28 protein-coding genes and 2 pseudogenes are annotated in these 26777 nt (G+C 61.0%); 16 read left to right on the top strand and 14 right to left on the bottom strand.

Annotated elements, in window-relative coordinates:
* Window positions 1-86: 86 nt before the first annotated feature.
* Window positions 87-686, bottom strand: coding sequence for a glutathione transferase GstA (gstA, locus tag ACDZ94_RS01455; protein ID WP_064453851.1), 600 nt, complete (start codon window positions 684-686; stop codon window positions 87-89).
* Between the two features lie 107 nt (window positions 687-793).
* Here gstA and ACDZ94_RS01450 point away from each other — a divergent pair, with 107 nt between their 5' ends.
* From ACDZ94_RS01450 to ACDZ94_RS01440, 3 genes and pseudogenes are all read left to right on the top strand, one after another.
* Window positions 794-1663, top strand: a complete 870-nt coding sequence (locus ACDZ94_RS01450; RefSeq protein ID WP_432750976.1) for a LysR family transcriptional regulator — start codon at window positions 794-796, stop codon at window positions 1661-1663.
* A gap of 122 nt (window positions 1664-1785) precedes the next feature.
* A pseudogene (locus tag ACDZ94_RS01445) lies at window positions 1786-2559 on the top strand (PAS domain-containing protein); the annotation flags it as partial.
* Window positions 2560-2577: 18 nt separating this feature from the next.
* Entirely contained in the window at window positions 2578-3150 is a 573-nt protein-coding gene (locus ACDZ94_RS01440) for a methyl-accepting chemotaxis protein (RefSeq protein WP_432751477.1), read from the top strand.
* Window positions 3151-3224: 74 nt separating this feature from the next.
* Here the strand turns inward: ACDZ94_RS01440 and ACDZ94_RS01435 are convergent, their stop codons facing one another.
* The 6 genes from ACDZ94_RS01435 to ACDZ94_RS01410 form a co-directional block, all read right to left on the bottom strand.
* Complete coding sequence (locus ACDZ94_RS01435) at window positions 3225-3734, bottom strand: hypothetical protein (protein ID WP_221295532.1); 510 nt, start codon at window positions 3732-3734, stop codon at window positions 3225-3227.
* A 135-nt stretch (window positions 3735-3869) separates the two neighbouring features.
* Complete coding sequence (locus ACDZ94_RS01430) at window positions 3870-5285, bottom strand: MFS transporter (RefSeq protein WP_064453848.1); 1416 nt, start codon at window positions 5283-5285, stop codon at window positions 3870-3872.
* A 140-nt stretch (window positions 5286-5425) separates the two neighbouring features.
* Window positions 5426-6163, bottom strand: a complete 738-nt coding sequence (locus tag ACDZ94_RS01425; protein WP_221295531.1) for an NAD-dependent epimerase/dehydratase family protein — start codon at window positions 6161-6163, stop codon at window positions 5426-5428.
* 14 nt (window positions 6164-6177) lie between these two features.
* Window positions 6178-6810, bottom strand: a complete 633-nt coding sequence (locus ACDZ94_RS01420) for a glutathione S-transferase family protein (RefSeq protein WP_064453846.1) — start codon at window positions 6808-6810, stop codon at window positions 6178-6180.
* Window positions 6811-6939: 129 nt separating this feature from the next.
* Window positions 6940-7263 (bottom strand): DUF6124 family protein, encoded by a 324-nt coding sequence (locus tag ACDZ94_RS01415; protein WP_432750975.1) that lies wholly within the window; start codon window positions 7261-7263, stop codon window positions 6940-6942.
* A gap of 477 nt (window positions 7264-7740) precedes the next feature.
* Window positions 7741-8772: a LacI family DNA-binding transcriptional regulator gene (locus tag ACDZ94_RS01410; RefSeq protein WP_432751476.1), complete on the bottom strand. Its 1032-nt coding sequence runs from the start codon at window positions 8770-8772 to the stop codon at window positions 7741-7743.
* A 223-nt stretch (window positions 8773-8995) separates the two neighbouring features.
* Here ACDZ94_RS01410 and ACDZ94_RS01405 point away from each other — a divergent pair, with 223 nt between their 5' ends.
* On the top strand, window positions 8996-9529 hold the full coding sequence (locus ACDZ94_RS01405) for a gluconokinase (RefSeq protein WP_432750974.1): 534 nt from the start codon (window positions 8996-8998) through the stop codon (window positions 9527-9529).
* Window positions 9530-9612: 83 nt separating this feature from the next.
* On the top strand, window positions 9613-10965 hold the full coding sequence (locus ACDZ94_RS01400; protein WP_259763500.1) for a GntP family permease: 1353 nt from the start codon (window positions 9613-9615) through the stop codon (window positions 10963-10965).
* A gap of 160 nt (window positions 10966-11125) precedes the next feature.
* On the opposite strand, the gene alaC is transcribed toward ACDZ94_RS01400, so the two are convergent.
* On the bottom strand, window positions 11126-12337 hold the full coding sequence (gene alaC / locus ACDZ94_RS01395; RefSeq protein WP_064453843.1) for an alanine transaminase: 1212 nt from the start codon (window positions 12335-12337) through the stop codon (window positions 11126-11128).
* Window positions 12338-12533: 196 nt separating this feature from the next.
* Between alaC and ACDZ94_RS01390 the strand changes: the two genes are divergently transcribed.
* A complete protein-coding gene (locus tag ACDZ94_RS01390) occupies window positions 12534-13016 on the top strand; it encodes a GyrI-like domain-containing protein (RefSeq protein WP_432750973.1) in 483 nt (160 codons plus the stop codon).
* Window positions 13017-13073: 57 nt separating this feature from the next.
* Window positions 13074-13522, top strand: a pseudogene (gene aac(6') / locus ACDZ94_RS01385) (aminoglycoside 6'-N-acetyltransferase).
* 52 nt (window positions 13523-13574) lie between these two features.
* Here aac(6') and ACDZ94_RS01380 read toward each other — a convergent pair.
* On the bottom strand, window positions 13575-14087 hold the full coding sequence (locus ACDZ94_RS01380) for a GNAT family N-acetyltransferase (RefSeq protein ID WP_064453840.1): 513 nt from the start codon (window positions 14085-14087) through the stop codon (window positions 13575-13577).
* A gap of 147 nt (window positions 14088-14234) precedes the next feature.
* Between ACDZ94_RS01380 and ACDZ94_RS01375 the strand changes: the two genes are divergently transcribed.
* The 4 genes from ACDZ94_RS01375 to ACDZ94_RS01360 are packed head-to-tail and all read left to right on the top strand — an operon-like array spanning window position 14235 to window position 16761.
* Window positions 14235-14654, top strand: coding sequence for a YybH family protein (locus tag ACDZ94_RS01375; protein WP_432750972.1), 420 nt, complete (start codon window positions 14235-14237; stop codon window positions 14652-14654).
* Between the two features lie 42 nt (window positions 14655-14696).
* The gene (locus ACDZ94_RS01370) at window positions 14697-15041 is read left to right on the top strand and encodes a YciI family protein (protein WP_064453838.1); all 345 of its coding nucleotides are present in this window, start codon (window positions 14697-14699) and stop codon (window positions 15039-15041) included.
* A 35-nt stretch (window positions 15042-15076) separates the two neighbouring features.
* Window positions 15077-15553: an SRPBCC family protein gene (locus tag ACDZ94_RS01365; RefSeq protein WP_407016281.1), complete on the top strand. Its 477-nt coding sequence runs from the start codon at window positions 15077-15079 to the stop codon at window positions 15551-15553.
* Window positions 15550-16761, top strand: a complete 1212-nt coding sequence (locus ACDZ94_RS01360) for an RNA polymerase sigma factor (protein ID WP_432750971.1) — start codon at window positions 15550-15552, stop codon at window positions 16759-16761. The genes ACDZ94_RS01365 and ACDZ94_RS01360 overlap by 4 nt, the downstream gene beginning before the upstream one ends.
* 122 nt (window positions 16762-16883) lie before the next feature.
* Here ACDZ94_RS01360 and ACDZ94_RS01355 read toward each other — a convergent pair whose 3' ends face one another.
* On the bottom strand, window positions 16884-17738 hold the full coding sequence (locus tag ACDZ94_RS01355) for a LysR family transcriptional regulator (protein WP_221295523.1): 855 nt from the start codon (window positions 17736-17738) through the stop codon (window positions 16884-16886).
* A gap of 88 nt (window positions 17739-17826) precedes the next feature.
* On the opposite strand from ACDZ94_RS01355, the gene ACDZ94_RS01350 reads away from it, so the two are divergent.
* Complete coding sequence (locus tag ACDZ94_RS01350) at window positions 17827-18267, top strand: multidrug/biocide efflux PACE transporter (RefSeq protein ID WP_305438683.1); 441 nt, start codon at window positions 17827-17829, stop codon at window positions 18265-18267.
* Here the strand turns inward: ACDZ94_RS01350 and ACDZ94_RS01345 are convergent.
* Window positions 18254-19159: a LysR family transcriptional regulator gene (locus tag ACDZ94_RS01345; RefSeq protein WP_432750970.1), complete on the bottom strand. Its 906-nt coding sequence runs from the start codon at window positions 19157-19159 to the stop codon at window positions 18254-18256. The two genes, ACDZ94_RS01350 and ACDZ94_RS01345, sit on opposite strands and share 14 nt — an antisense overlap.
* 50 nt (window positions 19160-19209) lie before the next feature.
* Window positions 19210-19968 carry an SDR family NAD(P)-dependent oxidoreductase gene (locus tag ACDZ94_RS01340; RefSeq protein ID WP_432750969.1) on the bottom strand — a complete coding sequence of 253 codons (759 nt, stop codon included), beginning with the start codon at window positions 19966-19968 and terminating at the stop codon, window positions 19210-19212.
* Window positions 19969-20074: 106 nt separating this feature from the next.
* Here ACDZ94_RS01340 and ACDZ94_RS01335 point away from each other — a divergent pair, with 106 nt between their 5' ends.
* Window positions 20075-20971, top strand: a complete 897-nt coding sequence (locus ACDZ94_RS01335) for a LysR family transcriptional regulator (RefSeq protein ID WP_432750968.1) — start codon at window positions 20075-20077, stop codon at window positions 20969-20971.
* On the opposite strand, the gene ACDZ94_RS01330 is transcribed toward ACDZ94_RS01335, so the two are convergent.
* Window positions 20968-21885, bottom strand: coding sequence for a LysR family transcriptional regulator (locus ACDZ94_RS01330; RefSeq protein WP_053257656.1), 918 nt, complete (start codon window positions 21883-21885; stop codon window positions 20968-20970). The two genes, ACDZ94_RS01335 and ACDZ94_RS01330, sit on opposite strands and share 4 nt — an antisense overlap.
* Before the next feature lie 105 nt (window positions 21886-21990).
* Between ACDZ94_RS01330 and ACDZ94_RS01325 the strand changes: the two genes are divergently transcribed.
* The 3 genes from ACDZ94_RS01325 to ACDZ94_RS01315 are packed head-to-tail and all read left to right on the top strand — an operon-like array spanning window position 21991 to window position 24657.
* The gene (locus ACDZ94_RS01325) at window positions 21991-22749 is read left to right on the top strand and encodes a 5-oxoprolinase subunit PxpA (protein ID WP_432750967.1); all 759 of its coding nucleotides are present in this window, start codon (window positions 21991-21993) and stop codon (window positions 22747-22749) included.
* A gap of 58 nt (window positions 22750-22807) precedes the next feature.
* Window positions 22808-23686, top strand: coding sequence for a 5-oxoprolinase subunit B family protein (locus ACDZ94_RS01320; protein ID WP_064453829.1), 879 nt, complete (start codon window positions 22808-22810; stop codon window positions 23684-23686).
* Window positions 23683-24657, top strand: a complete 975-nt coding sequence (locus ACDZ94_RS01315; RefSeq protein WP_407016285.1) for a biotin-dependent carboxyltransferase family protein — start codon at window positions 23683-23685, stop codon at window positions 24655-24657. The genes ACDZ94_RS01320 and ACDZ94_RS01315 overlap by 4 nt, the downstream gene beginning before the upstream one ends.
* A gap of 123 nt (window positions 24658-24780) precedes the next feature.
* On the opposite strand, the gene ACDZ94_RS01310 is transcribed toward ACDZ94_RS01315, so the two are convergent.
* Window positions 24781-26397 (bottom strand): inorganic phosphate transporter, encoded by a 1617-nt coding sequence (locus tag ACDZ94_RS01310; RefSeq protein ID WP_432750966.1) that lies wholly within the window; start codon window positions 26395-26397, stop codon window positions 24781-24783.
* Window positions 26398-26777: the final 380 nt, after the last annotated feature.

Below are 26777 nucleotides of genomic sequence, written 5' to 3'. Positions count from 1 at the left end.
CGGTGTATCAGTCGAAACATTCGTTGGCTGACACTCCGCTTTCGCGAGCAAGCCCGCTCCCACATTTGTAATTGCATTTCAGGCCATCAGGCTTCGGCGGCCAGGGCCGCGATAACTGTTTGCCGCTCGCCAATCCGCTGCTGAAACGCAGCCAGCGCCGGCCACTGTTGCAGGTCGATAGCGTGAAACCCCGCCCAGCGCAGCACCACGAACAGGTACGCATCTGCCACCGAGTACTGCGCGCCCAACAGATAATCCTGGCGCTCCAGGGTCTGCACCAGAATCGCAAAACGCTTGTACACCTTGGCCACGAACATCGCCCGCACATCGCCCTGAATCGCGCCGTTAAAGAAAATCGCCAGCCCGCCATGAATCTCGCTGGCGATAAAGTTCAGCCACTCCTGCAAGCGCACGCGCTCCCAACTGCCATTGGCCGGGGCCAGGTGCGCGGCGGGTTTCAGGTCGGCCAGGTATTGCAGGATCGCACTGGCCTCGGTCAGCACTTCGCCATTGTCCAGTTGCAGCGCCGCCACGTAGCCCTTTGGGTTGATCTGCAGGAAATCGTCGCCGTCGGCCGTGGTTTTAGCCTGGTTATCGACCCGCACCAGGTCGAATGGCAAGGCCAATTCGCGCAACACGATATGGGGGGCGAGAGAACAGGCATTGGGGGAAAAGTACAGTTTCATGAAGAGTGGTTCCTGATCGGTTGTCGTTCATTTGCGCCAGTCTCGCGGGCATGGCACCTTGCGTAAAATTAAACCTTCAGATCCCACCCATAAGGACAGCTACTGCCATGATGAACCTGATGCACTGGCGTTTGCTGGTGGCCGTGGCCGACCACGGCAGCATCACGGCAGCCGCCGAAAAGGTAGGCATGACCCAGTCCGCTGCCAGCCAAGCCATGGCAACCATGGAGGCAGCATTGGGTGCGCAACTGTTCACCCGTGAACCGCGCAAGACCTTGCCTACCGCCCTGGGTATCAGTGTGATTGAGCACGCGCGGGTGATGATGGGCGCGTTACAGGCGATTCGTACCACCGTGGATGAGTCTCGGCCGCTGCTGCGTGGGAGCATTCGCATTGCCAGTTTTCCGATGGTGCTGGCGACCTTTCTGACACCGTTGCTGCAACGTTTTCGTCAGTTGAACCCGGGTATCGAGATCACCACCCTGGATGTCACCGACAGCGAAGTGCACACCTTGCTCGACGCCGACCTGATCGACCTGGGCGTGGTGCTCAACCCCGAGCCCGCGCGCAACGCCACGGTATTGGGGCGCGACTTTTGGATGGCCGTGCTGCCGATCAACCATCCCATCGCGCAGCGCCCGGCCGATGCCACGGTGTCGCTTGAGGAATTGCTCCAGCAACCCTTCGTGCTGGCCACCGGTGGCTGTACCGCCAATGCCCGCAGCCTGGCGACATTGGCGGGGCTGACCCTGCGTGATATCCGCGTGGAAGTGCGCGAATGGAGCAGCGCCTATAGCCTGGTGCGCGAAGGCGTCGGCGTCACACTGGTGCCTCAAATGGCCTTGCCGGCCCCGCACAACGGCCTGCGTGTGATGCCGTTGAGCGTCCCGCTGCACCGCGAATTTGCCTTGGTCGGCTCGCCAACCCGTTCACCCTCAGCCGCCGTCAGCGCATTGTTAAAAATGCTGGCTGATTAGTGGCCTTGCATAGCGCCAAGCCCTGTCTATGCTGATCCTGAACCGTTGATGACGTTTGGCATATAAAGCGTTTCGGATGGTTATTTCCCCATGAAGGTTAGCTAGCACTATCCAACAAATGAATGGAATGCGCCTTTCAGGCGCCGGGAATCAAGGGTGATCTGATCATGTTCAACCGCCATCACAAATCCGACCTGCAAGAAATCCAACGTTTTTCCTGTGCGCTCACCGAAGCCAACGCCAAACTCGCGGCCATCAGCCGCTCCATGGCGATGATCGAATTCGACCGCAACGGTGTGATCCTCGACGCCAATGACAACTTCTGCAAAACCATGGGCTACAACGTCGAGGAGATTCGCGGCAAACATCACCGCATCTTTTGCGAAGAGGCCTACACCCACACCGAGCCTTACACTAAGTTGTGGCGCGACCTGGCGCGCGGCGAAGCCCTGAGCGGCACCTTTATGCGCCTGAATAAGCGCGGCGAGGAGGTGTGGCTCGAAGCCAGCTACATGCCGGTACTGAGCAGCGATAATCAGGTGCAGAGTGTCATCAAAGTGGCCTCGGACATTTCCGCACGGGTTCACCATGAACACGAGAACCAGAGCCTGATCGACGCCATCAGCCGGTCCATGGCGGTGATCGAATTTACCCCTCAAGGCCAGATCATCAATGCCAACGATAACTTCCTGCGCGCGGTGCAGTATTCGCGCGAAGAAATCATCGGCCAGCACCACAGCATGTTCTGCCAGCGCAGCGAAGTAGAGTCCCCGTCTTACAAGGCCTTCTGGGCCTCGCTCAACCGTGGCGAATATCACTCCCATCGCTTCGAACGAAAAAACAAATTCGGCAAAACCCTGTTTCTGGAAGCCTCCTACAACCCCATCTTCGACACCAACGGGCGCCTGTACAAAGTGGTGAAGTTCGCCAGCGACATCACCGAGCAGGTCACCACCCTGCGCACCGCCGCCGATTCGGCCCACTCCACCTCGGTACAAAACGACGCCTGCGCGCGCAAGGGCTCGGAGGTGGTGCAGCAAACCGTGCAGATCATTGAAGAGATTTCCAGTGACCTGAATCAGGCGGCCCAAAGCATCGACGCGGTCAACAAACAGTCGGACATCATCGGCGCCATCGTGCAGACCATTCGTAGCATTGCCGAACAAACCAATATGCTCGCGCTCAACGCGGCGATTGAAGCGGCGCGGGCCGGTGAGCATGGGCGTGGGTTTGCGGTGGTGGCCGACGAAGTGCGCAGCCTCGCAGCGCGCACCAGCCAGGCAACGGAGGAGATTGTGGAGGTGGTGCGCAAGAACCACGACCTGTCGCTGAGCGCGGTGTCGAGCATGCAGTCGAGCCTGAGCCGCACAGGGCTGGGGGTGGAGCTGGCGAATGAGGCGGGGCAGGTGATCCTGGAGATTCAGGAAGGGTCACGGCATGTGGTGGATGCGATCAGCCAGTTCAACTCGACCCTGCAATTGCAGTAGATACGTTACCGCCGTGGTAACCCGATCACTGTGGGAGCAGGCAAGCCAGCTCCCACATTTGATCAGCGTGTCTATTAAATCGCCGCCAGGGTTTCTTTAACCGACTGCGCCGGGTCAGTGGCTTTCGCCGCTACTTGCTGATCTTGCTGCTGCTTCACACGATCAGCCACTTGCTTGGCAATCGCGTCCTGTTTTTCCTGCGGCATTGCCTGCACTTGGGCTTCGGTCAAACCCTGCTCCTTGAGCAATTGCTCACGGATGCGTTCAGCCGGGGATTTGCTCATGTAGTCGGTGAAATCAGCACGCGCGGTGCTGGTGGTCGAGCCCGTCGCCGGCACATCGGTTGCCGCCGTAGGTGCCGCCGTCGTGGCTTGCAACTGCACACGGGTCTTGGCGAAGGCTTCGTCGATACGATCACTGGCCTTGTTCAGGTCCTGCTGCGCGGCCGGCACGGTTGCGCTTTGCTGCGCCGCTTGCAGGGCACCGCTGTACAGCGTGCTGGCGGCAGCGTTGGCGGGGTCCATGTCGGAGCGCTTGAGCTTTTGGACGGTCGACACGGCTTGAGCGTTGTTGTTAACCAGCATGTTCGGTCACCTGCGGATATGTGTTCGGTGCGACAGCACGAGCAAATAGCATGCCGAGCGCCAAATCCCCGGCTTTATTGGGGATGGCGCGGCCGTCGCGGCAAGTGTTGTCCCGCAGGCGGCCAACCGTTGCCGTCAGTGGGCGATATTTTCCAGCGCCAGGTTACGCGTACGCGGCCCGAACCAACTGATGGTGATCATCACGATCAACATGCTGCTGGCAATAAACGCCAACACGCCCGGCGTGCCCAGATGCTCAAGAATGAACCCGATCAACAGGCTGCTGAACACCGTGGACAAGCGGCTGAACGAATAGCAGAACCCCACCGCCCGCGCGCGGATATTGGTCGGGAACAATTCGCTCTGGTAGGAGTGGTAACTGAAGCTCAGCCAGGCATTGCAGAACGTGATCATCACCCCGCAGATCACCAGCCCCACCGCCGTGGTTTGCAGGGCGAACAGGCTGCCGAAGATCATCGCGCCCATGGCCGAACCGACGATCTGCCATTTGTTTTCAAAACGATTGGCCACCTTCACAAACAGCAGCGGCCCCAGCGGGTAGGCGAGGGTGATGATAAAGGCGTACATCAAGCTATGGGTCACGCTCACACCCTGGCCCGACAACAACGCCGGCAACCAATTGCCGAAGCCGAAAAAACCGATCGCCTGGAACACATGAAACACGATCAGCATCAGTGCCCGGCGGCGGTAGGGCGGTTGCCAGATATCGGCAAAACGCCCGCTGCCCTGCACGCTGACGGCTTCGGGTTCGGGCTCATCCAGCGGTTTGCCATGATCCTGTTGGCAGCGTGCTTCGAGGCTGTCCATGATCTGCCCGGCTTCGTCAAAGCGGCCCTTTTGCGCCAGCCAGCGGGGTGATTCCGGCAGGCGCTTGCGCAGTTGCCAGATAAACAACGCAAACACTGCACTGCTCAGCACCACCCAGCGCCAGCCGGAAACCCCGAATGGCGCCTGGGGCACCAGCCACCACGACATCAACGCCACCGCCGGCACCGACAGAAACTGGATGAAAAACGCAAAGGCAAACGCTGAACTGCGCATGCGCTTGGGCACCAGTTCCGAGAGGTAGGCGTCGATGGTCACCAGCTCGATGCCCAGGCCGATGCCCACCAGGAAACGCATGCCGATGATGCCCAGCGCGGACGTCTGAATACCCATCAGCACGGTGGCCACGGTGTACCAGATCAGCGCAAAGGTAAAAATCGCCCGGCGCCCAAAACGGTCGGCGATGGGGCTGAGCAGGCTGGCGCCGAGGAACAGGCCCAGAAAGGTCGCAGAGGCGAACGCCGCCTGGTCAGAGAAGCCAAACACGCCTTCGCTGCCGGTGTGGAAAATCCCGTCGCTGATCAAACCGGGGCTGATATAGGCTGTTTGGAACAGGTCATACAGCTCGAAAAAGCCGCCGATCGACAGCAATGCCACCAGGCGCCACAGAGTGGCGACGGCAGGTAGGCGGTCGATGCGCGCGCTGATATGGGCGGCACGGATCGGGTCGAGGCCGTCCGTGGCTGAGGCGGTGAGTGTCGACATGGGCAGATTCCAGGGGCAGTGACCTGGAATCTTAGCGGGCTAACGGAAATCGGCGCTTGTGAAGTTGCGTGCGGCAGGCCACACATTCGCCGATTTATTGCGCCTGGGCGTCGGGTTTCAAGCTTTTATGGCGCAGGGGCTCAGTAGGTGATGGGGATCTCGAAGGTCTGAAAGGCGTCATCCACCGGTTGATAGCCCAGCACCCGTGTGGTTTCGCTCAGGTCCAGGCGCTTGAAGCGGTTATTGGAAATGCCATGGGCGATCAGGTGCTTCACACCCTCAGCGTCCACCGAACGTTGCAGCAGTTGCACGGCATCACGTGGGCTGAGCCAGGCGCTGAGGTCGCGGGCGTTGTTCAGGTCGTGGGTTTCGGGGAACTCAAAGGCGCCGATGCGCAGGGCAATCGTGGAGAGCGGAGTTTTCGCCGCGTAATAGCCGCACAGTGCCTCGCCGTAGCATTTGCTCACGCCATACAGGTTGGCGGGCATCACTTGCATGCCTGGGGTGACTTGGCGATCTACGGGGTAGCCTTCGATGGTCTGCGCGCTGCTGGCGAACACCAGGCGTTTGACGCCCGCCGCCACGGCGGCTTCGAACAGGTAGGTGGTGGCGAGGATATTGTTCGGCAGCAATTCGTCGAACGACGCGCTGGCGTGGGGGATGCCCGACAGGTGCACGATCACGTCGATGCCGTCGAGCAGGGCCGCGAGGGTGGTTTTATCGCTGAGGTCGGCGTGCACGAAACGGTGTTCGCCCACATCGAAAGCCGGCGCGAGGCGGTCGGTGAGGGTGAAGCGGTAGCGCTCCTTCGAGGCTTCGAAAAAGGTCTTGCCGATTCTTCCGCAGGCGCCGGTCAGCAGTACGTTGAGTCCGTTCACGGTGAGTCCTTGTTTTAGTTGTGGCCGTCGAGGGCGAAGGTCTTGAAGCCTTGGCGCCCGCTGAGGCGCTGGTAGTACGCCGCAATGGCGGGGTAGGGCGGGCGCTCCATGGGCGTGTTCTGCCAACGGTGCACCGAGAGGCCGATGAGGATATCGGCGAGGGTAAATTCATCCCCGACTACATAAGCGCCGGTTTTGGCCAACTGCTGTTCCAGCAGGCCCATCTTGTCGTTCCACACCTGCACGGCGGCGGCAATCTGCGCGGCGTCCAGGCCGTCCGGGTTGTTGCGCACCAGCGCGGTGAAGGCATCGCCCCAGGCGCGGTTGAGTTCGCTGGCTTGCCAGTCCACCCATTGCTCGACCCGCGCGCGTGGCGCGGGTTCGGCGGGCAGCAGGTCTGTGCGTTGGTAAAGGCCGATGAGGTAGCGGCAGATGGTGTTGGATTCCCACAATACACCGTGGTCGTCGATCAGCACCGGCACTTGGGCGTTGGGGTTCAGGGCGAGGAATTCGGGTGACTGGGTGGGCTTGAAGCCAATGCCCCAGTCTTCGCGTACATAGTCGATGCCCAGTTCCTGACAGGTCCAGAGCACTTTGCGCACGTTGATGGAGGACGTGCGGCCGAGAATTTTCAGTGAGTGTCCCATGGTACTTCCCTGACGATGGTGAGTGGCCAATCTAGCAGGGGGCGTAGATGACAGCGAGGGTCTTAAGCGGGCACGGTCAAAATGTGGGAGCGGGCAAGCCCGCTCCCACAATTTTGACCGAGCAGGGCTTTAGGTTCGTGGTGTGTGCTGGTCCATGGCTTTGCCGACCATCAAGACTGATAGCTCGCTCAGTTGATGAATGGCGAGGGCCACATCGCGGTGTTTGCCGGTGAGGTCGTCGGACAGGTCGAGCAACAAGGCGCTGATGGAGCACACGGTTTCGTAGCTGTTGGCCATCAGGCTTTCGGGACTGGCGTCGGGGCTTACGGTGAACAGCGCGTAGGGTTCTGGCGCGGGTTCGGTCGTGGGTTTGAGGTAGTGATCAATTGCGCGATGGGCGGCTTGATTGAGTTTTGTGTCGTTAAGCGGAGGGTTCGGCGTTATTTTGAACATAAGTATGGCTCGATTTGGGCCGTAACCAGATCGCTACTAAACGAAAGGGTGGCGGCTGCACGCAGGTTAGTAGACCGGTAGCCACACCAAACCCGGCGCACCACAAGGGCGCCCTGCGCACAGCCACCATCAAGCGCAGACAGATAAGTCTGATAGGTGGCACTAATGCTCGATTTGTATGACCGCTCAGGCTACTAAACCCGATCGCCGAGAAATTCAGCGACCGGCAAACCTTAATGACCACCACACAAGCGCACAAGCCGGCGGATTCTGACGTAAGCGTAGGCAGCCGGGCAAGCCGCTTACCGCATTGTCAGCCGCGTCCTACAGGCCTCCTACAGCTCAAGCGGGCACGGTAAAAAATGTGGGAGCTGGCTTGCCTGCGATGGCATCAGCTGGTTATGCCTGATGTACCGAGGTGTCTGCATCGCAGGCAAGCCAGCTCCCACCGTTTGATTGTGTTTGGCCTTTAGAACATCAGGTGCTCTCGCGCACCTGCAACTCAAACCCCATGTCCACCACCGGCTTGGCAATCTTGTTGCCCGCCATGATCGTCAGCAAATGCTCCGCCGAACGCCGGCCAATCGCTTCACGCGGGGTACTGATGCTGCTCAGGCGCGGCACCATGAAGGACGACGCCGGCAAATCGTTAAAGCCCAGCACCGCCACCCGCTCCGGTACTTTGATGCCGTGGCGCATGGCTTCCAGCAGCGCGCCCTGGGCCAAGTCGTCGTTGCCAAAGAAGATCGCATCCACATCCGGGTGCGCCGTCAGCAGTTGCAAAAACAGCTCGCCACCGAGGCCCACGGAGGAGGGGCGCGGCGTCAGCAGTTCCAGCGCCGGGTCGTACAGGCCAGCCTGTTGCAGGGCGCGGCGGAACCCTTCACCGCGCAGCAACGTGCGTTGGTCCAACTGCGCGCCGATATAGGCCAGGCGCTTGCGCCCTCGGGACAGCAAATGCGCCGCCGCTGTTTCGCCAGCGCTCAGTTGCGAAAACCCCACGCAGTTCACGCCGGCGTTAGGGTCCAGGTCCATCATGTACACACACGGCACATTACTGGCCTCGACCATCCGCCGCGCGCTTTCGGTGCGGTCAAACCCGGTCAGCAGCAACCCCCGTGGCTGGTAGGCCATGTAGTTGCGCAGCAGGTTTTCTTCTTCGTCGCGCGAATAGTGCGAATTGCCGATCAGCACTTCAAAGCCCTTGGGCCGCAGCACTTGGTGGATGGCTTCGAGGGTTTCGATAAACAGCAGGTTGGACAGCGACGGCACGATGACCACCACCGAGTGGCTTTGGGCCGACGCCAGTGCGCGGGCCGCCGGGTTGACCACGTAGTTGAGTTCGGCGGCGGCCAGTTGCACTTTTTCCACCAGTTCGGTGGCCACCGTGCTGACGCCGCGCAGGGCACGGGAGGCGGTAATCGGGCTGACGCCGGCCAGGCGCGCCACTTCATTGAGGGTCGGGCGACCGGTAGTGCGGGTATTTTTATCGTTCTTGGAGGTCATCAGGCGGTTGCCAAACAAAAATCGAGGCACTAAGGTAGCGCTGTCTCCAAAAGGCTGCAAATGCTTGAACATTGGGTTGCCTGATCCGGTCTGTTCTTGTGTAAGCCGTTTGGCGAGGATGCACGCGTCACTCCATAAAAAAAGACAAGTCGGCGCGGGAAAAGCCTGTTTTTGCACTAGCCTTACAGCGTGCGAAGGTAGCGCTATCTGCGTCCTGAGGTGTTTCATGAGTCAACCTGTTACCGCCCTGGTCATCATGGGTGTTTCCGGCTGTGGCAAGTCCAGCGTCAGCGAAGCCTTGTGCCTCCTGAACGGCGCCACCGCCATTGAAGGCGACAGCTTTCACCCTGCCGCGAACATCGAAAAGATGAGCGCCGGCCACCCCCTCAACGACGACGACCGCGCCGGCTGGCTCGACATCCTGTGCGATGAACTGCGCCGCGCGCTGAAGGCCGGCGAACACCCCGTGCTCACCTGTTCGGCCCTCAAGAAGAAATACCGCGACCACCTGCGCGAAGCCGCGCCGGGCCTGGGCTTTGTATTTCTGGAGCTGACCCGTGAAGTCGCCGCCGACCGTGTGTCCCATCGCCCCGGCCATTTCATGCCGGCAAGCCTCATCGACAGCCAGTTCGCCACCCTTGAATCGCCCGTGGGCGAGCCGCTGACCCTGGCGCTCAACGCCAGCGAAGACAGCATCGAGGAACTGGCCGAGCAAACCAATGCCTGGTGGCTGCAACACGGCTTTGAACCAACCCACTGATTTTTTGCCGGAAAGATAGCGCTATCCCCGGCGAGAAATTCAATACCCGCTTTAATAACAACAACAAACAGGAGAGACCCCCCATGTTTGGCATGTCCCACGAGTCCTACCTGCTGCTAGATGCAGTGGTCACTATCATCGGGCTGATCTTTTTGATCACCAAGTTCAAGGTGCACCCGTTCATTGCACTGATCATCGCGGCCGGTTTTCTCGGCCTGACCTCGGGCATGCCCGTGGACAAGATCATCAAGGCGTTCCAGGACGGCTTCGGCGGCGTGCTTGGCTTTGTCGGCATCATCCTCGCGCTGGGCACGATGCTCGGCAAGATGATGGCCGAATCCGGCGGCGCCGATCAGATCGCGCAGACCTTGATCCGCGCCTTCGGCAAAGAGAAAGTCCAGTGGGCCATGATGTTCGCCGCGTTCCTGGTGGGCATCCCGCTGTTCTTCGAGATCGGCTTTGTGCTGCTGATCCCGCTGGTGTTTATCGTCGCGCGTCGCACGGGTGTGTCGCTGATCAAAATCGGCATCCCGTTGCTCGCCGGCCTGTCGGCAGTGCACGGCCTGGTGCCACCGCACCCGGGCCCGCTGCTGGCCATCGGCGTGTTTGGCGCGGACATCGGCAAAACCATCCTGTACGGCCTGATCGTCGCACTGCCGACCGCCATCATTGCCGGCCCGATCTTCGGCACGTTTATCGCCAAGTACATCCCGGGCAACCCGTCCCAGGAACTGGTCGACCAACTGGCCCGTGAGCCAGAGTCGAAAACCTTGCCGAGCTTCAGCATCACCCTGATCACCGTGCTGCTGCCGGTGTTCCTGATGCTGCTCAAAACCTTTGCTGACGTCGCGCTGCCGGACGGCCATGCCATCCGTAACTGGATGGACATGATCGGCCACCCGATCACTGCATTGCTGCTGGCTCTGCTGCTGTCGCTGTACACCTTTGGTCATCGCCAGGGCATTCATTCCAAGCAAATTCTCAAGCTGCTCGACGCGAGCCTGGCACCGACTGCGGCGATCATCCTGATCATTGGCGCCGGCGGTGGCTTCAAGCAAATGCTGGTCACCAGCGGCGTGGGTGATGTGATTGGCCATATGGCCGTGAACGCGCAGATCAACCCGATCCTGCTGGCGTGGCTGGTGGCGGCGGTGATTCGCGTGGCCACCGGTTCTGCGACCGTGGCGACCATTACCGGCGCGGGGATTGTGGTGCCGGTGGTGGGCATGATTCCGGGCGTGAACCGTGAGCTGCTGGTGTTGGCGACGGGGGCGGGGTCGTTGGTGTTGTCTCACGTCAACGATGCAGGGTTCTGGCTGGTGAAGCAGTACTTCAACATGACCGTGGCCGAGACCTTCAAGACCTGGACGGCGATGGAAACCATTCTGTCGGTGGTGGCGTTGATCTTTATTATGTTGCTGTCGATGGTGGTCTGACAGGCACACCTTGAAACTGGGGTGAAAACCCAATCCAAATGTGGGAGGGGGCTTGCTCCCGATAGCAGTGGGTCAGTCACCAGACGCGGTGACTGACACTCAGCAATCGGGAGCAAGCGCCTCCCACATTTCTTTAGCGTATTTCTACTGCTGGATCGGGTCAGGCTTTAGTCACTAGGCCATCCGCCCGGAACATCCCGCGAATACCGCGCACCGCCTGGCGAATCCGGTCCTGGTTCTCGATCAGCGCAAAGCGCACATGGTCGTCTCCGTACTCACCAAACCCGATCCCCGGCGACACACACACCTTCGCCTCCAGCAGCAGTTTCTTGGCAAATTCCAGCGAGCCCATGGCGGCATACGCCTCGGGAATCTTCGCCCAGACGTACATCGACGCCTTCGGATTCTCGACCATCCAGCCCAGCTCATGCAGGCCTTTGACCAGCACGTTACGGCGTTGGCGGTACTGCTCGGCGATGTCTTTCACGCACTGCTGATCGCCTTCCAGCGCCGCAATCGCCGCCACTTGCAGTGGGGTGAAGGTGCCGTAGTCGTGGTAACTCTTGATCCGTGCCAGGGCGTTGACCAGCTCCGGGTTGCCGACCATGAAACCGATACGCCAGCCGGCCATGTTGTAGCTCTTGGACAGGGTGAAAAACTCCACCGCAATGTCCTTGGCGCCGGGTACTTGCATGATCGACGGGGCTTCCCAGCCGTCGTAGACGATGTCGGCGTAGGCCAAGTCATGCACCACCAGCACGTCGTATTGCTTGGCGAGGGCGATCACCCGTTCGAAGAAATCCAGCTCCACGCACTGCGCAGTGGGGTTGGACGGGAAGCCCAGAATCATCATCTTCGGCTTGGGGATCGAGCCGCGAATGGCGCGCTCCAGCTCAGCGAAAAAGTCCACGCCGGGAATCAGCGGCACCGAGCGCACCTGGGCGCCGGCAATCACGGCACCGTAGATGTGAATCGGGTAGCTCGGGTTGGGCACCAGCACGGTGTCGCCCTGGTCCAGGGTGGCCAGCATCAAGTGCGCCAGGCCTTCCTTGGAACCGATGGTCACGATGGCTTCGGTTTCCGGGTCGATGTCCACTGCATAGCGGTCTTTGTACCAGCGCGAAATCGCTCGGCGCAGACGCGGAATGCCTTTGGAGGTGGAGTAGCCGTGGGTGTCTTCACGCTGGGCGACGGTGACCATTTTTTCCACGATGTGCGGTGGAGTGGCGCCGTCAGGGTTACCCATGCTCAAGTCGATGATGTCTTCGCCGCGCCGACGCGCAGCCATCTTCAGCTCGGCAGTGATATTAAAAACGTAAGGGGGGAGTCGATCTATGCGCGCAAAGCGGCGCGGCGAACCTTGGTCTGCCATTGTTGCCTCGAGGTACGTAAGCGCCCGGAACCGTCCGAGCGACGTCGGCCACTGCGGTGGCCTGCGGGGCAGACAATACGGTCGATAGTGGCCAGTTGTCCAGATGGCGCAGGAAAAATTTCTGCTTGGGGCACAGCGCGGATATGCCCCTATACTCGATGCGGGTTTGTTCCCTTATAAGAAGGAGACTGTTCAGATGGATCAGCAAACAACACAACCGTTGCAGCCACGCATGGAAGACGGCAAGGCCCTGGTGATCGCGGGCGTGAAAGGGCGATATTCGAAGGCCACCGTGGGTGATATTCCCAAATTGTGGGAGTTGTTTGATACCTGCTTCAAAGAGATCAAGCGTCGCGTCGGCGGCGTGACCTACGGGGTTTGCCATAACCCCAGTCATGGTGAATTCGATTACATGGCCGGGGTTGAAGTACCGAGCAAGGGCGATGTGCCGAGTAACTTCGAGTCCATAGAAATCCCGCCCCATCATTACGCAGTGTTCCCGCACTATGGGCCGGTGCAAGCACTGGAGCAGACGTACGAGCGGATCATGTTCGAGTGGTTGCCACACTCCGCCTACAAGGTCGCCGGGGCGGATTTCGAGCGCTACAGCGCGGATTTTGATGTGCGCAAGGGCACGGGCAGTGTGGAAATCTGGTTGCCGGTCGAGGCCAAGGCCTGAACCTTGTCCGAAGATGTTTTATGCTGTTCGGCCAATTGCTTTGCGAGTGTTACTCCGATGATCAAGCGCTGCACCTGGCTCGACCATGCTGGCTGGCTACCTTTGCGCGAAGCCCTGTGGCCGGGTTCGGCAGCGGACAATGAGCGCGACACACTGTCGATGCTCAACGCGCCGCATCGTTACTTGGTCCTCACGTGCGTTGATGCCAACGGCCAAACCCAAGGTTTCGCCGAAGCCTCGATTCGCGAGGACTATGTGAATGGCACCAGCACCTCGCCGGTGGCGTTTCTTGAAGGGCTGTTGCGCCCGGCAGCCGTAACCGAGGCATCGCACGCCAGTTGGTCGCGGGTGTTGAACAGTGGGCCAGGGACATGAACTGCGCCGAACTGGCGTCCGACGCGTTGTTGGACAACCACGCCAGCCACGCCATGCATGAAGCCCTGGGCTTTGCCGAAACCGAGCGCGTGGTGTATTTCTTGAAACCCCTGGCGACACTCAAGCATTAACCCCTGTCACGTAAACATGAAATGGGCTTCAACCGGCGTGTTTACGTGACATTTAGCGGGTATCAGGCGCGTGTGGGTTGAAGACCCAGCTCAACCTGCGCTCATAGCCGATACGGCCTTTATAGGCCTCGCCGCTGTCCACCCAACCGGCGGCCAAATACAAGCCCATTGCCGCCACATTGTCGGCGTCCACCGACAACTCCAATCCCTTGATTTGCGGCCATGCCTGCTTCGCCACCGCCGGCAGCGCCTGCAAACACGCTTTGCCGAACCCACGCCCTTGCTGCTGTCGATCCACCTGCAACGCATGCAGCGTGGCGCTGTGTTCACTTGCCCAATGGGGCAGGCAAGGCGGGCGTTTAAGCAGCAGGAACGCCACGGGCAGTTCATCGGCGAGCAGGGCGAAGCCTTTGATAGCCGCAGGGTTGGGATTGACCAGCAGGCTGTTCAGCGCGCAGTAGATATCACCGGAGAACGCCAGTTGCGCGGGATGCACTTGCAGTGTGTCGAGTTGCTGTTTTTGCACAAGGCTCAGCGTCTCATAGGGGACGAGGCGGGTTTCCATCGGTGGCGCATCCGAAATCCTACAAAGAAGCGTGGATTCTAGCGGCTTTGCCGTGGGCGAAATTATTTTTCAATGGGCTGTCGATTGGCGGATGAGGCATTCGACTAAGGGTGTCCTTGTGATTTTCCAACCCCCAGGAGTATCGCCATGAGCACCGCAATCAACACCCTGATCGATCAATGGAAGCACGCTGTGCTTGCCCGGGATGTCGACAAAATTGTCAGCTTTTACGCCGATGATATCGTCTCGTTCGACGCCGTTACCGCGCTGCAATTCAAGGGCAAGGCCGCCTGCCGCGCACACTGGGACGAATGCATGAAGCATTGCCCCGGGCCCGGTATTTTCGAGTTTCATGAGCTGCATGTGGTGGAGGCGGCGGACAGCGCGTTTGCCCACTGGCTGGCGCATTGCGGCGGGGCCGGGCCGGACGGTGTCGTGAAGGCGTGCTGGATGCGTGTGACCGCCGGTTACCAGCGAATCAACGGCCAATGGCGTGTGGTGCATGAGCATTGGTCGGCACCTTTCGATATGGAAAGTGGTACCGCACTGTTCGCGCTGGAACCCTGATCGCCGGGAACTATAGTGGATAAGCCGAAAACGGAGACTGCCATGAAATACCTCTGCCTGATTTACAGCAACGAACAGGTGCTGCACACCTCGCCGGACAGCCCCGAAGACCCGGAATGTTTCGCCTATGCCCAGGCTATCCAGGCCAGCGGGCGGATGCTTGCCGCCGAGCCGCTGGAGTCGGTCAGCACCGCCACCACCGTGCGCAGGCGCAATGGCAAGCTGTCGATCACCGACGGGCCGTTTGCCGAAACCAAGGAGCAGCTCGCCGGGTTTTACCTGATCGAGGCCAAGGACTTGAATGAAGCGATCCAGGTGGCCGGCGGCATTCCGGCGGCCAGGGTCGGCAGTGTGGAAGTGCGCCCGGTGCGCGAATTGAATCTCTGACGACAACAACCAAAAGACGTGAGGAGGTTGACCCCATGAACACCCAACCCGCCGAATTTGAACTGCGCATCAGCCGTTTGATCGACGCGCCCCGCAGCAAAGTGTTTCGCGCCTGGACCACCCCCGAGCTGTTGCAGCAATGGTGGGGCCCACACGGCATGACCACCCCCGAGTGCGAAATGAACCTGTGGGTCGGCGGCGTGTTCCGCACGCTGATGCGCGCGCCGGATGGCGCCGAATACCCGACCCAGGGAGTGTTCCTGGAGATCCAGGCGCCGAGCCGGCTGGTGTTCACCGATGCGTATGCGCCGGGGTGGATTCCGTCGGGCAAGCCCTTCATGACCGCCGAAGTCACCTTCGAAGAGGTCGACGGCAAAACCCTCTATACCGCCCGCGCCATGCATTGGAGCGAAGCCGAAAAACAAGCCCACGAAGCCATGGGCTTTCATGACGGCTGGGGCCAGAGCCTGGATCGCCTGGTGACGTTGGTGACCCAAGGCATGCCCGATTGACGCCCCAGCTTGAAGCGATTTACCGCAGCGAATCGCGGCGCGTGCTGGCCACGCTGATTCGCCTGCTCGGTGATTTCGACCTCGCCGAAGAAGCCTTGCACGAGGCGTTCTTCGTCGCGGTCGAGCGCTGGCAGCAGGACGGTGTGCCGAGCAATCCTCGGGCTTGGTTGGTGTCGACCGGCCGTTTCAAAGCCATTGACCGCCTGCGCCGACAGGCCCGCTTTACCCCGTTGCTGCAGGAGCAGGCCGACGCGCTGGAAGCGGCGCACTGGAGTGAGGAAGACGTGGAAGACGACCGCCTGCGCCTGATCTTCACCTGCTGCCACCCGGCACTGGCGCCCGACGCCCAGACGGCGCTGACCTTGCGTGAGATCTGCGACCTCACCACCGAGGAAATCGCCCGCGCCTTTCTCACCACGCCCACCACCATCGCCCAACGCATCGTGCGCGCCAAGGGCAAGATCCGCGAGGCGAAGATTCCCTATCAAGTGCCGTCCCTGGTCGAGTTACCCGAGCGTTTAGAGAGTGTGCTGCGCGTGGTTTACCTGGTGTTCAACGAGGGGTATTCGGCGTCCATGGGCGCGGACCTCACCCGGGAAGAGCTGACGCGTGAAGCCATCCGCCTCGGTCGCTTGCTGCTGGCGCTGCTGCCGGAACCTGAAGTCATGGGCTTGCTGGCGCTGATGCTGCTGCACGAATCCCGCCGAGCGGCGCGCACTTCGGCGGGCGGTGAGTTGGTGCTGCTGGATGAACAGGACCGCGCCCTGTGGGATGCGTCCCTTATTGCTGAAGGCTGTGCGTTGGTAGAGCAAGCACTGACCACAAGGCGCTTTGGGCCATATTGCCTGCAAGCGGCGATTGCGGCGGTACATGCCGAAGCCCCGAGCGCCGGCGAGACGGATTGGCCGCAGATAGTCGGGCTTTACGATGTATTGCTCAGGGCTGTGCCATCGCCGGTAATCGAATTGAACCGCGCCGTGGCGGTAGCCATGTGGCAAGGGCCATTGACCGGTTTGGAGCGGGTGGACAGCATTTTGCGGCGAGGGGAGTTGCTGGATTACCACCTGGCGTATTCGGCACGCGGCGAGTTTTGTCGGCAGCTGGGGCGTATCGAAGAGGCCCGTGAGGCGTACGAAAAAGCCCTGTCACTGACCCGGCAAACCCCAGAAAAACGCTTTTTAGAGCAACGCCTGGCCGAACTCAAATAACCGGCCAACGAAGATCAACTGTGGGAACTGGCTTGCCTGCGATAGCGGTAGGTCAGCCTCTACATCGGTTGGCTGACCCACCGCCCGCTCCCCCAGTTAGACCTTTAGGGTGCCTGGAAACATCATTCCAGCATCTGCCCCAACATCCAGCTCCCCGCCGGCCCCGGCGGGTGTTGCCGCGACCACAGCGCATCCACCGCCACCGAACGCGGCCAACTGCGCACGTTGAGTTCAACCAGCCCGGCATTGCCGAAGCGCTCCACCAACCAGCGCGGCAGCGCTGCCCAGCCGAAACCCAGTTGGGCCATTTCCATCAGCATCAGAAAACTCGGCGCCGACCACACGCGGCCTGCAGGCCTGGTTTCATTGGGGCTGATGATGCTCGCCAGACGCAATTCACGGTGTTGCTGCAAGGCGTGCTGGTCGATGTTTTGCAGATTGGCCAAGGGATGGCCAGGGGCGACGAACAGGGCGATTTCCGTGCGCTCCGCCACGGGCGCGCGGGTCAGGTCGGGCGGGTAAACCTCTTGGGCTTCGATCAACGCAATCTGCGCCCGGCCGCTTTGCACCAGGGCGATCAGGTCTTCGCACTCGGCGATCAGCCATTCCAGCTCCAGGTCCGGGTAGCGTTGTTCAAAGGCTTTGAGGGCCAGTTCAAAACGCTCCGACTGGTACGTATCGGACATGGCGATACTCAGCTTCGGCTCCAGGCCCTGGGCCAACTGGCTGGCCGCCAACTCCAGACGACTGCTGGCCTCCAGCACCTGTTCGGCGCGCTGCAACAGCACATGGCCGGCGGGGGTGAGCGTCGGTTTGCGGCTGCTGCGATCAAACAACACCACATCCAGGTCAATCTCCAGGCTCGCCACTGCCGCGCTGACCGTGGACTGGCTCTTGCCCAGTTTGCGCGCCGCCGCCGAAAACGAACCTTGGGTCGCCGCCTGCACAAACGCCTGCAGCACTTCATTAGAGGCCATGACTATCGCCCTGATCGATGGTTATTGGTTATGAAGTATCGGTTCGAAGGGTAATGATGGCAACCCTAGTCATTCACGGAGCCGGGTTATGAACCCTACCAAATCGATTACTGAACGTGTTTGCCAGGCCCTGGGCTTTGAGGGGTTGGCCTTGTTGATCTGTACGCCGCTGCTGGTCTGGATCACCGGCAGGCCGGCCCTGGAAATGGGCGCAGTCACCTTGGGTGTCAGCGTGCTGGCGCTGACCTGGAACATCATTTTCAACAGCCTGTTCGACCGCCTCAAAGCGCGGCTGCAACTGGCCAACGGCGGGTGGACCCGGGTGCTGCATGCCCTGTTGTTCGAAGGCGGCCTGATCATCGTGGCGGTGCCGCTGATTGCCGCCGTGTTGAAGATCAGCCTGTTGGACGCTTTCATCCTCGACATCGGCGTGCTGCTGTTCTTCCTGCCGTACACCTATGTGTATCACTGGGGCTATGACGTGATTCGGGAGAAAATCGTCCAGCAACGTCTGCCTAGCCAAGCTTGAGCGACGCGACAAACTCCAGAAATGCCCGCACCTTCGCGGCGGGCAAATGCCGCGATGGGTAGTAGGCGTACAACGGAAAACGCTCGTCCGGCCAGTCTGGAAACAACTCCACCAGGCTGCCGGCCTTGAGCGCCGGTGCCAGGCCCAAATCGAGCATTTGCGCCACCGCGTGCCCGTGCTCACACACGCTGTACAACGTGCTGGCGTCGTTGACCACCAGGCGGCCATTGGTGTGCACGATGACTTGCTCGCCAGCTCGGTGGAATTCCCAGGCAAACGGACGCCCGGTTTGCGAGTCGCGAAAATCCAGACACATATGCCCGTGTTCCAAGTCTTGGGGAATGGCCGGTCGGCCGTAGTGTTCAAGGTAGGCGGGGGAGGCCACGGTGAGCACGCGCACTTCCATCAGTTTGCGTGCGATCAGCGAGGAGGATTGCGGGATGCCGAAGCGAATGGCCAGGTCGAAGCCATCGGCGACCAGGTCACCGAGTTGGTCACGGGTGTGCAGGTCCAGTTGCAGTTGCGGATAACTGCGCATGAAGTTGCCCAACACCGGGCCCAAAACCAATCGCGAGAAGTACGGGTCGATATTCACCCGCAAACGCCCACGTACGGTGAGCGCACTGTCGGCCGCCGCGTTGGCGGCCTCTTCGAGACCGGCCAGCAACGGGGCGATTTGCTGGTAGAAGCGCCGCCCCTCATCGGTCAATTGCACCGAGCGGGTGGTGCGGTCGAACAGGCGAATCCCCAAGCGTTTTTCCAGGCGGGAAATCGCCCGGCTGACCCCCGAAGGCGTCATCTCCAGGCTGTCGGCGGCGCGGGCAAAACTGCCACTATCGACCACCGCGGCCAATACGCCCATGCCGCCGGCCAAGCCTGGATCAAAACTCATCGGTGATTGCCTGTCAGTGATCTGAAGGCATTGATGCTAGCGCAGAATGCCTACAGAAACATGCCGCCCGAGGCTTCGATGCGCTGCCCGGTGATCCAGTTGCTGCCATCGGCCAACAGGGTCGAAATCGCCCCGCCAATATCGTCCGGTAAACCGGCTCGGCCCAGCGCGGTGTTGTTGGCAACCATTGTATTCAGCGCCGGGTTATCGCGCACGGCGCCGCCGCTGAAGTCGGTGGCGATCGCGCCGGGTGCCAGGGTGTTCACGGTGATACCGCGCGGCCCCAGCTCCTTGGCCTGGTAGCGCGACAGCACTTCCACCGCGCCTTTCATCGAGGCATACGCCGCGTACCCCGGCAGGCTGAACCGCGCCAGGCCGCTGGAAATATTGATGATGCGCCCACCATCGCTGATCAACGGCAGCAGTTTTTGCGTCAGGAAAAACGGCGCCTTGAAGTGGATGGCCACCAAGCGGTCGAACTGTTCTTCGGTGGTCTCGGCAAAGCTGGCGTGGGCGCCGATCCCGGCGTTGTTGACCAGAAAGTTGAAGTGATCCTGTGCGAACACATCTTTCAGCACCGTGGCGATTTCGCCGACGAAGTCATTGAACGTACCGCTCTGGCTCACATCCAGTTGCAGCATGGCGGCGCGGCCACCCAGGGCTTCAATCTGTGCCTTCACCGCTTGGGCTTCGCCCGCCGCGCTGTGGTAAGTGCCGATGATGTCGACGCCTTGTGCCGCCAAATGCAGCGCAGCGCTTTTGCCCAGTCCGCGGCTGGCGCCGGTGATCAATGCGATTTTACGGGTCATGGTCAGTGCCTCTGAGAGTGATCGTGCGAGCCAGTGTATTTGTCCGCTCATAACGTGATAAACAGAGGTAAGTCGGAATCACTGGCCGGATAAGGCGAACAATCCAATGAACAAGCTTGAGCTTTTGCGGACCTTCGTGCGGGTCACCGAGTTGTCGAGTTTCACCCAGGCGGGCGAGAGCCTCGGCCTGCCGCGCTCCACCGTGTCCGAGCATGTGCAAGCGCTGGAACAACTGCTGGGTGCGCGCCTGTTGCAGCGCACCACGCGCAAGGTGCAAGCGACCCAGGACGGGCGTGTGTTGTATGAGCGCAGCAAAGATTTGCTGTCACACATGGAGGAGCTCGAAGGCCTGTTTCGCCAGGATGAGGCGCAATTGAGCGGGCGTATTCGCGTGGACATGCCCAACGTCATGGCGCGGGATTTGATCCTGCCGCGCCTGCCCGAATTTATGCACGCACACCCGTTGATCGAGCTGGAAATCAGCACCACCGACCGCCAGGTCGACCTGCTCGCCGAAGGTTTCGACTGCGTGTTGCGGGTGGGCGCGCAGCCTGATCAGTCGGTGGTGGCGCGTTGGTTGTGCAGCATGCCGATGATCAACTGTGTCAGCGCCGGGTACCTTCAGCGCTATGGCATGCCCGAGACCCTGGCCGATCTGGCGCATCACCAGTTGGTGCATTACGTGCGGCCATTGGGGGCACGCTCGGCGGGTTTCGAATACCAGCACGGCAACAAAGTGCACCGTGTTCCGATGGCCGGGCGGGTCACGGTCAACAGCACCGATGCGTACAAGTCGGCGTGCCTGGGCGGTTTCGGCATTACCCAGGTTCCCGTGCTGGGCATTCGCGATTTACTCGACAGCGGCGAGCTGGTGTCCGTGTTGCCGGACTATCCGGCGCCGGCGCTGGACGTGTCGTTGCTGTACGCCGGGCAGCGGCATGTGCCGCAGCGGGTGCGGGTCTTTATGGATTGGCTGGCCGCCACGTTGCAATCGCAGCTCTAACGCCGTGCCGACAATTGTTGCGGCGCGAGGAAGGCGTCGTGGAAGTAGTCCCGAAAGGCCTGCATGGCGGGGGTAAATGCGCGTTCGCGGTGCCAGGCCAGGCCGACGCTCATGGGCGCTACCGGGTCGGTCACGGTCAGGGTTTCGATGCGTTTGCCTTCCAGGGACCACGGCCTGTGCACCAGGTCCGACAGAATCGCCACGCCGCTGCCGTTGGCAACCATGCTGCGCACGGCCTCCACCGAACTGGTGCGCAGCCGCACCTTGGGCGTTTGCCCGGCCTGTTCCCAGTAACGCATGGCGCTGTGTTCGGCTTCATCGACGGTAAGCAGGATGTAAGGTTCTTGCGCCACATCGGCCAGGCTGACGGCGCCGCGCTCGCACAAGGGATGGTGGCTGGGCAGCCATAGGCGGCGTTCCGAATTGAACAGGATTTCGGAAACGATATCCGGGTGAGTGAGGTTGGCGGTGAGCACCACGGCCATGTCGAACTGGCCGTCGAGCAGGCCGTGTTCGATGGCCTGGCGTTCCTGTTCGAACACCTCGATGGTCACGTCCGGGTGCCAGTGTTCCATGCGCTGCAAATGGTGGGGCAGGAAATAGCCGAGCACGGTGTAGCTGGCGGCGACACGCAGCACGCCACTGGCGCGGTAGTCCGGCAGCGGGCTGTTCAGTGCGTCATCCACGCTGCGCACGATCACGTAGGCGCGGTTGAGAAAGTGCCGCCCGGCGTCGGTCAGGTTCATGCCCTGGGCCGAGCGCACAAACAGCTGCACGCCGAGCATCGCCTCCAACTCCTTGATCGCCGTGGTCACCGCCGACTGGGAGATGTTCAGATGAATCGCCGCCTGGGAAATCTGGCCGATTTCGGCGGTGGCGATAAAGTAGCGGACTTGGCGCAACGTCAGGGACATGGCTTTATCTGTTTTTCAGAAGATAGGCCATCTGATAATAGATCTTCCCAAGGGGTCAAGCCCCAGCCTACTTTCCTGGCATCACCTTTGGCGGAGCAATTCCCGATGCAGGCAGTGGATTTCAATTCAGACATGGGCGAAGGCTTCGGCCCCTGGACCATCGGCGATGGCGTTGACGCGGAGCTGATGGCCTATATCAGCTCGGCCAATATCGCCACCGGTTTCCACGCCGGCGACCCCGGCACCATGCGCCGTACCGTTGCGCGCGCCAAGCAACTCGGCGTGGCCATCGGCGCGCATCCGGGCTTTCGCGACCTGGTGGGTTTTGGCCGCCGGCATATCAATGCACCGGCCCAGGAGCTGGTGGACGACATGCTCTACCAACTCGGCGCCCTGCGCGAAATCGCCCGCGCCCAAGGCGTCACGCTGCAACACATCAAGCCCCACGGCGCGCTCTACATGCACCTGGCCCGCGACGAAGAAGCCGCCCGGCTGCTGGTGCAAAACCTGCAAATCATTGAGCCCACACTCTTGCTGTACTGCATGCCCAACTCGGTCATCTGGCGCGTTGCCAAGGAGCTTGGGCAACCGGTGGTGCGCGAGTTTTACGCCGACCGTGAGTACGATCTGAGCGGCTCCATTGTATTTACGCGGACTGTGCGCGCGCTTGATCCTGCCACCGTCGCGGCGCGGGTCCTGCGTGCCTGTCAGACCGGGCGCGTACGCACCGTGGAAGGCGAAGACCTGTTGATCGAATTCGATTCCATCTGCCTGCACAGCGACACCCCCGGCGCCCTCGAACTGGTGGAGGCCACTCGCGAAGCCCTGGACCAGGCGGGCATTGTCGTCAGAACGCCTCAATAAGAAGGTCCAACCTGTACTTTTTGCCTGCCTTTCTACAATGATTCCAAGAGGAACAGACATGGCTCAAACGTCCCCCATCCGCTACAGCTTCGGCGGTGATGAACACCTGTTTGCCGAGGTCAGCGACAGCATGTCCCTGGAGGCCTTTTTCAAAGGCATGGCCGTGACCCGCGCCGTGGAGCGCCTGGCGCTGGAAGGCGTGCTGGACGTGTGCCTGGCCAATGCGTCGTTCCAGATTCGCTTCGATCCTGACCGTATTGCCCCGCATGTGCTGCTCGACGCCGTGCAGAGCGCTGAAGCCCAGGCGGTGGCCGAACGCACCTTGCACACGCGGATCATCGAAATCCCGGTGCTCTATAACGACCCGTGGACCCATGAAACCCTGATGCGTTTTCGCGACCGGCATCAAGACCCCACAGGCACTGATCTGGAATACGCGGCGCGCATCAATGGCTTGGCTGACGTCGACGCGTTTATCGCCGCCCACAGTGGCGCGCCGTGGTTTGTGTCGATGGTCGGCTTTGTCGCGGGCCTGCCGTTCATGTTCCAGATGGTCGAGCGTGAACGGCAATTACAGGTGCCCAAGTACCTGCGCCCGCGCACCGACACGCCCAAATTGACCCTCGGCCATGGTGGCTGTTTTGGCTGCATCTACTCGGTGCGCGGCGCCGGTGGTTACCAGATGTTTGGGGTGACCCCGGCACCGATCTACGACCCGGCCCAGCAGTTGGCGTACCTCAAGGAACACATGGTGTTCTTTCGGCCCGGTGACATCGTGCAGTTCAAACCCATGGACCGCGAGGCCTATGACCTGGCAGTTGCCGAGGTGGACGCAGGACGTTTCGACTTGCGCATCCGCCCGGTGGAATTTTCCCTCGACGCCTTTCTCGCCGACCCCGTCGGCTATCCGAAAACCCTGCAGGAGGCGCTGGCATGATCAAAATCCTCAAACCCGGCCTCGCCACGTCCGTGCAGGACCTCGGCCGTGAAGGCTATTACCACTTGGGCATTCCGCCGTCGGGCGCGTTGGACCAATACGCGTTGAGTGCGGCCAACCATCTGGTGGGCAATCCGAGTGGTGCGGCGGGCCTGGAATGCACCTTGATCGGCCCCGAACTTGAGTTCCGACAGGACGCGCTGGTGGCACTCAGCGGTGCACTCATGTCGCCGCGCCTGGACGGTGAAGTGGTGCACCAGGACACCGCGTTCCAGGTGCGCGCCGGGCAGGTCTTGCGCTTTGAGTTTCCCAAGGCCGGCGCACGGACTTACCTGGCAGTGGCCGGTGGCATTGATGTGCCGCGGGTGCTCGGCAGTCGCTCGACGTACACCCTCGGTGCACTCGGTGGGTTTCAGGGGCGGCGCTTGCAGGAAGGGGATGAACTGCCAATCGGTGAGCCGAGCGGCCAGGGCCGTGCGGGCAACAGTTTGCCGATGGCGCTGCGGCGTTCAGTTGGTGGTGACGTGACGTTGCGCGTGGTGCCGGGCCTGTATTACGAACGCCTGACAGACGCGGCCAAGAGCAGTTTTTTTGCCGAGCCGTGGACCGTGGGTTCCGAGGCGGACCGCATCGGCTATCGCTTCAAAGGCGGCAGCGCGTTGAGCTTTCAGCCCCGTGAGCAACCGTTTGGCGCGGGCTCCGACCCGTCGAATATCGTCGACAGCTGTTACCCGATTGGCTCGATCCAGGTGCCGGCGGGGTTGGAACCGATTGTGCTGCACAGGGATGCGGTGTCGGGCGGTGGCTACGCGATGATCGGCACGGTGATCAGTGCAGACCTGGACTTGATCGGGCAGATGCAGCCGAACCAACGGGCGGGGTTTGTGGCGGTGACGTTGGAAGAAGCGCTGGAGGCGCGGCGGGTGTACAAAAAACGGCTGAAGGCAATGGCTGGACTGTTCACCTCCTGACACACCATAAACTCTTGTGGGAGCTGGCTTGCCTGCGATAGCGGTGGATCAGTTAACAGATAGGGAAGCTGACCCGCCGCCATCGCAGGCAAGCCAGCTCCCACATTTTTAAGCGGGGTTGTGTCAGAACAGTTTGGTGAACAGCCAGTACAAACTGCCCGACAACAAGATCGCCGCCGGCAAGGTCAGCACCCAGGCCATCAGCAGGTTGCGGATGGTCTTCATCTGCAACCCGCCGCCATTCGCGACCATGGTCCCGGCCACACCCGACGACAATACGTGGGTGGTCGACACCGGTAGCCCGAACATATCCGCTGCACCAATCGTCAGCATCGCCACTGTCTCGGCCGACGCACCTTGTGCGTAAGTCAGGTGGGTCTTGCCGATCTTCTCACCCACGGTCACCACGATGCGCTTCCAGCCCACCATGGTGCCCAGGCCGAGGGCGATGGCCACGGCGATCTTCACCCACAGCGGAATAAAGCGCGTGGAATTGTCGATCTGTTGCTTGAACAATTGCAGCTTGCCTTGGGTGTCAGCGTCGAAATTGCCGACCTTGTCCTTGTCCATCAGGCGAATGGTCTCGCTGGTCAGGTACATGTCGTTACGCACGTTGCCGACGGCTTCGGCAGGGACTTTGGCCAGGGAGCCGTAGCCTTTTACTTCATCACCGATCTGGCCGGCGAGGGCGGCAAGGGCCGGAATCAGGTCCGGCGTGGCTTCCTTGGTGCGCACGTAGGTCGAGAGAATCGGGCGCGGGTCGCCCGGCAATAGTTGCGGCGCGTTTTTTACCAGGGCGACCTGGGTCACCTCGGCCACCGCCGCAAACTGCAAGGACTGCTCGGCGGGCATGGTGCGGTTCAGCGCATAGGCCATCGGCAGGGTGCCGACCAGAATCAGCATGATCAGGCCCATGCCTTTCTGGCCATCGTTGGAACCGTGGGCGAAGGACACGCCGGTGCAGGTGACGATCAGCATGCCGCGAATCCACCATGGCGGCGGGGTGTCGCCCTTCGGCGCTTTGTACAGCGAGCGGTTTTTCACAAAGGCGCGCAGGGCCAGCAACAGCAAGGCGGCAAAGGCGAAGCCGATCAACGGTGACAGCAGCAGGGCATAACCGATCTTGAGCGCCTGGCTCCAGTCCACGCCGCTGGTGCCGTCACGCCCGTGCATCAAGGCATTCGCCACGCCGACGCCGATGATCGAACCGATCAGGGTGTGCGACGACGAGGCTGGCAAGCCCAGCCACCAAGTGCCCAGGTTCCACAGGATGGCAGCAATCAGCAGGGCGAAGATCATCGCGAAACCGGCGGATGAGCCGACCTGCAAGATCAGCTCGACCGGCAGCAGGGCGATGATGCCGAACGCCACGGCGCCGCTGGAGAGCAGCACGCCGAGGAAGTTGAAAAAGCCCGACCACACCACCGCAAAATGCGGCGGCAGCGAGTTGGTGTAGATCACCGTCGCCACTGCGTTGGCGGTGTCGTGGAAGCCATTGACGAACTCAAAGCCCAGCGCGATCAGCAGCGCTACGCCGAGCAGCAGGAATGGCGTCCAGGTGGTGACCACCGTGCCGAGTTCGTGCATGTCGTGCATCAGGCTGTAGGCGGTGAACAACAGGCCCATGGCGAGCACGGCGAAGAACATGATCACCGTCAACAGGCCGGGTTTCTTGTCCAGCCTGGGTTTGGGGTCAGCGTGTGAGGCGGTGGAGGAGGCAGTCAGGGAAGGGGTGGCCATGCCGGAGCATCCAGTGTGGGAAGGATGGCATTCATGATCATTGCAGAATGTTACAGAGATGCTGCGGTAGGTCAGTGTTTAGAGGAATGAGGCTGCCGCTGGTCTGCAAACCCCGGCAAACTAATGTCATAGTGAGATCAGTGTGGGGGCTGGCTTGCCTGCTATAGCCATAGGTATCTACGCAACTCTTTGGGTCGCTTTAAGCCTGTGAGGGGGGTAGGTAGATTGAGTACATATCCGTTGCTGCGGTAACGGCTGTTTGGGGTTCCGCCCTTACGGCGGGTCACTTCTGGCAAACGCCCGGAATGCCGGCCCAGCCAAAAGTAACCATGGACTTGCTCCCTCAAAACGTACGCCATAAAGCGAGCGTTATGCAGTCT

This window comes from Pseudomonas sp. UBT, assembly GCF_050915955.1.
Lineage (GTDB): Bacteria > Pseudomonadota > Gammaproteobacteria > Pseudomonadales > Pseudomonadaceae > Aquipseudomonas > Aquipseudomonas antarctica_A.
The sequence above is the reverse complement of the archived record's forward strand: the minus strand, read 5'-3'. Positions and strand labels throughout refer to the sequence as shown.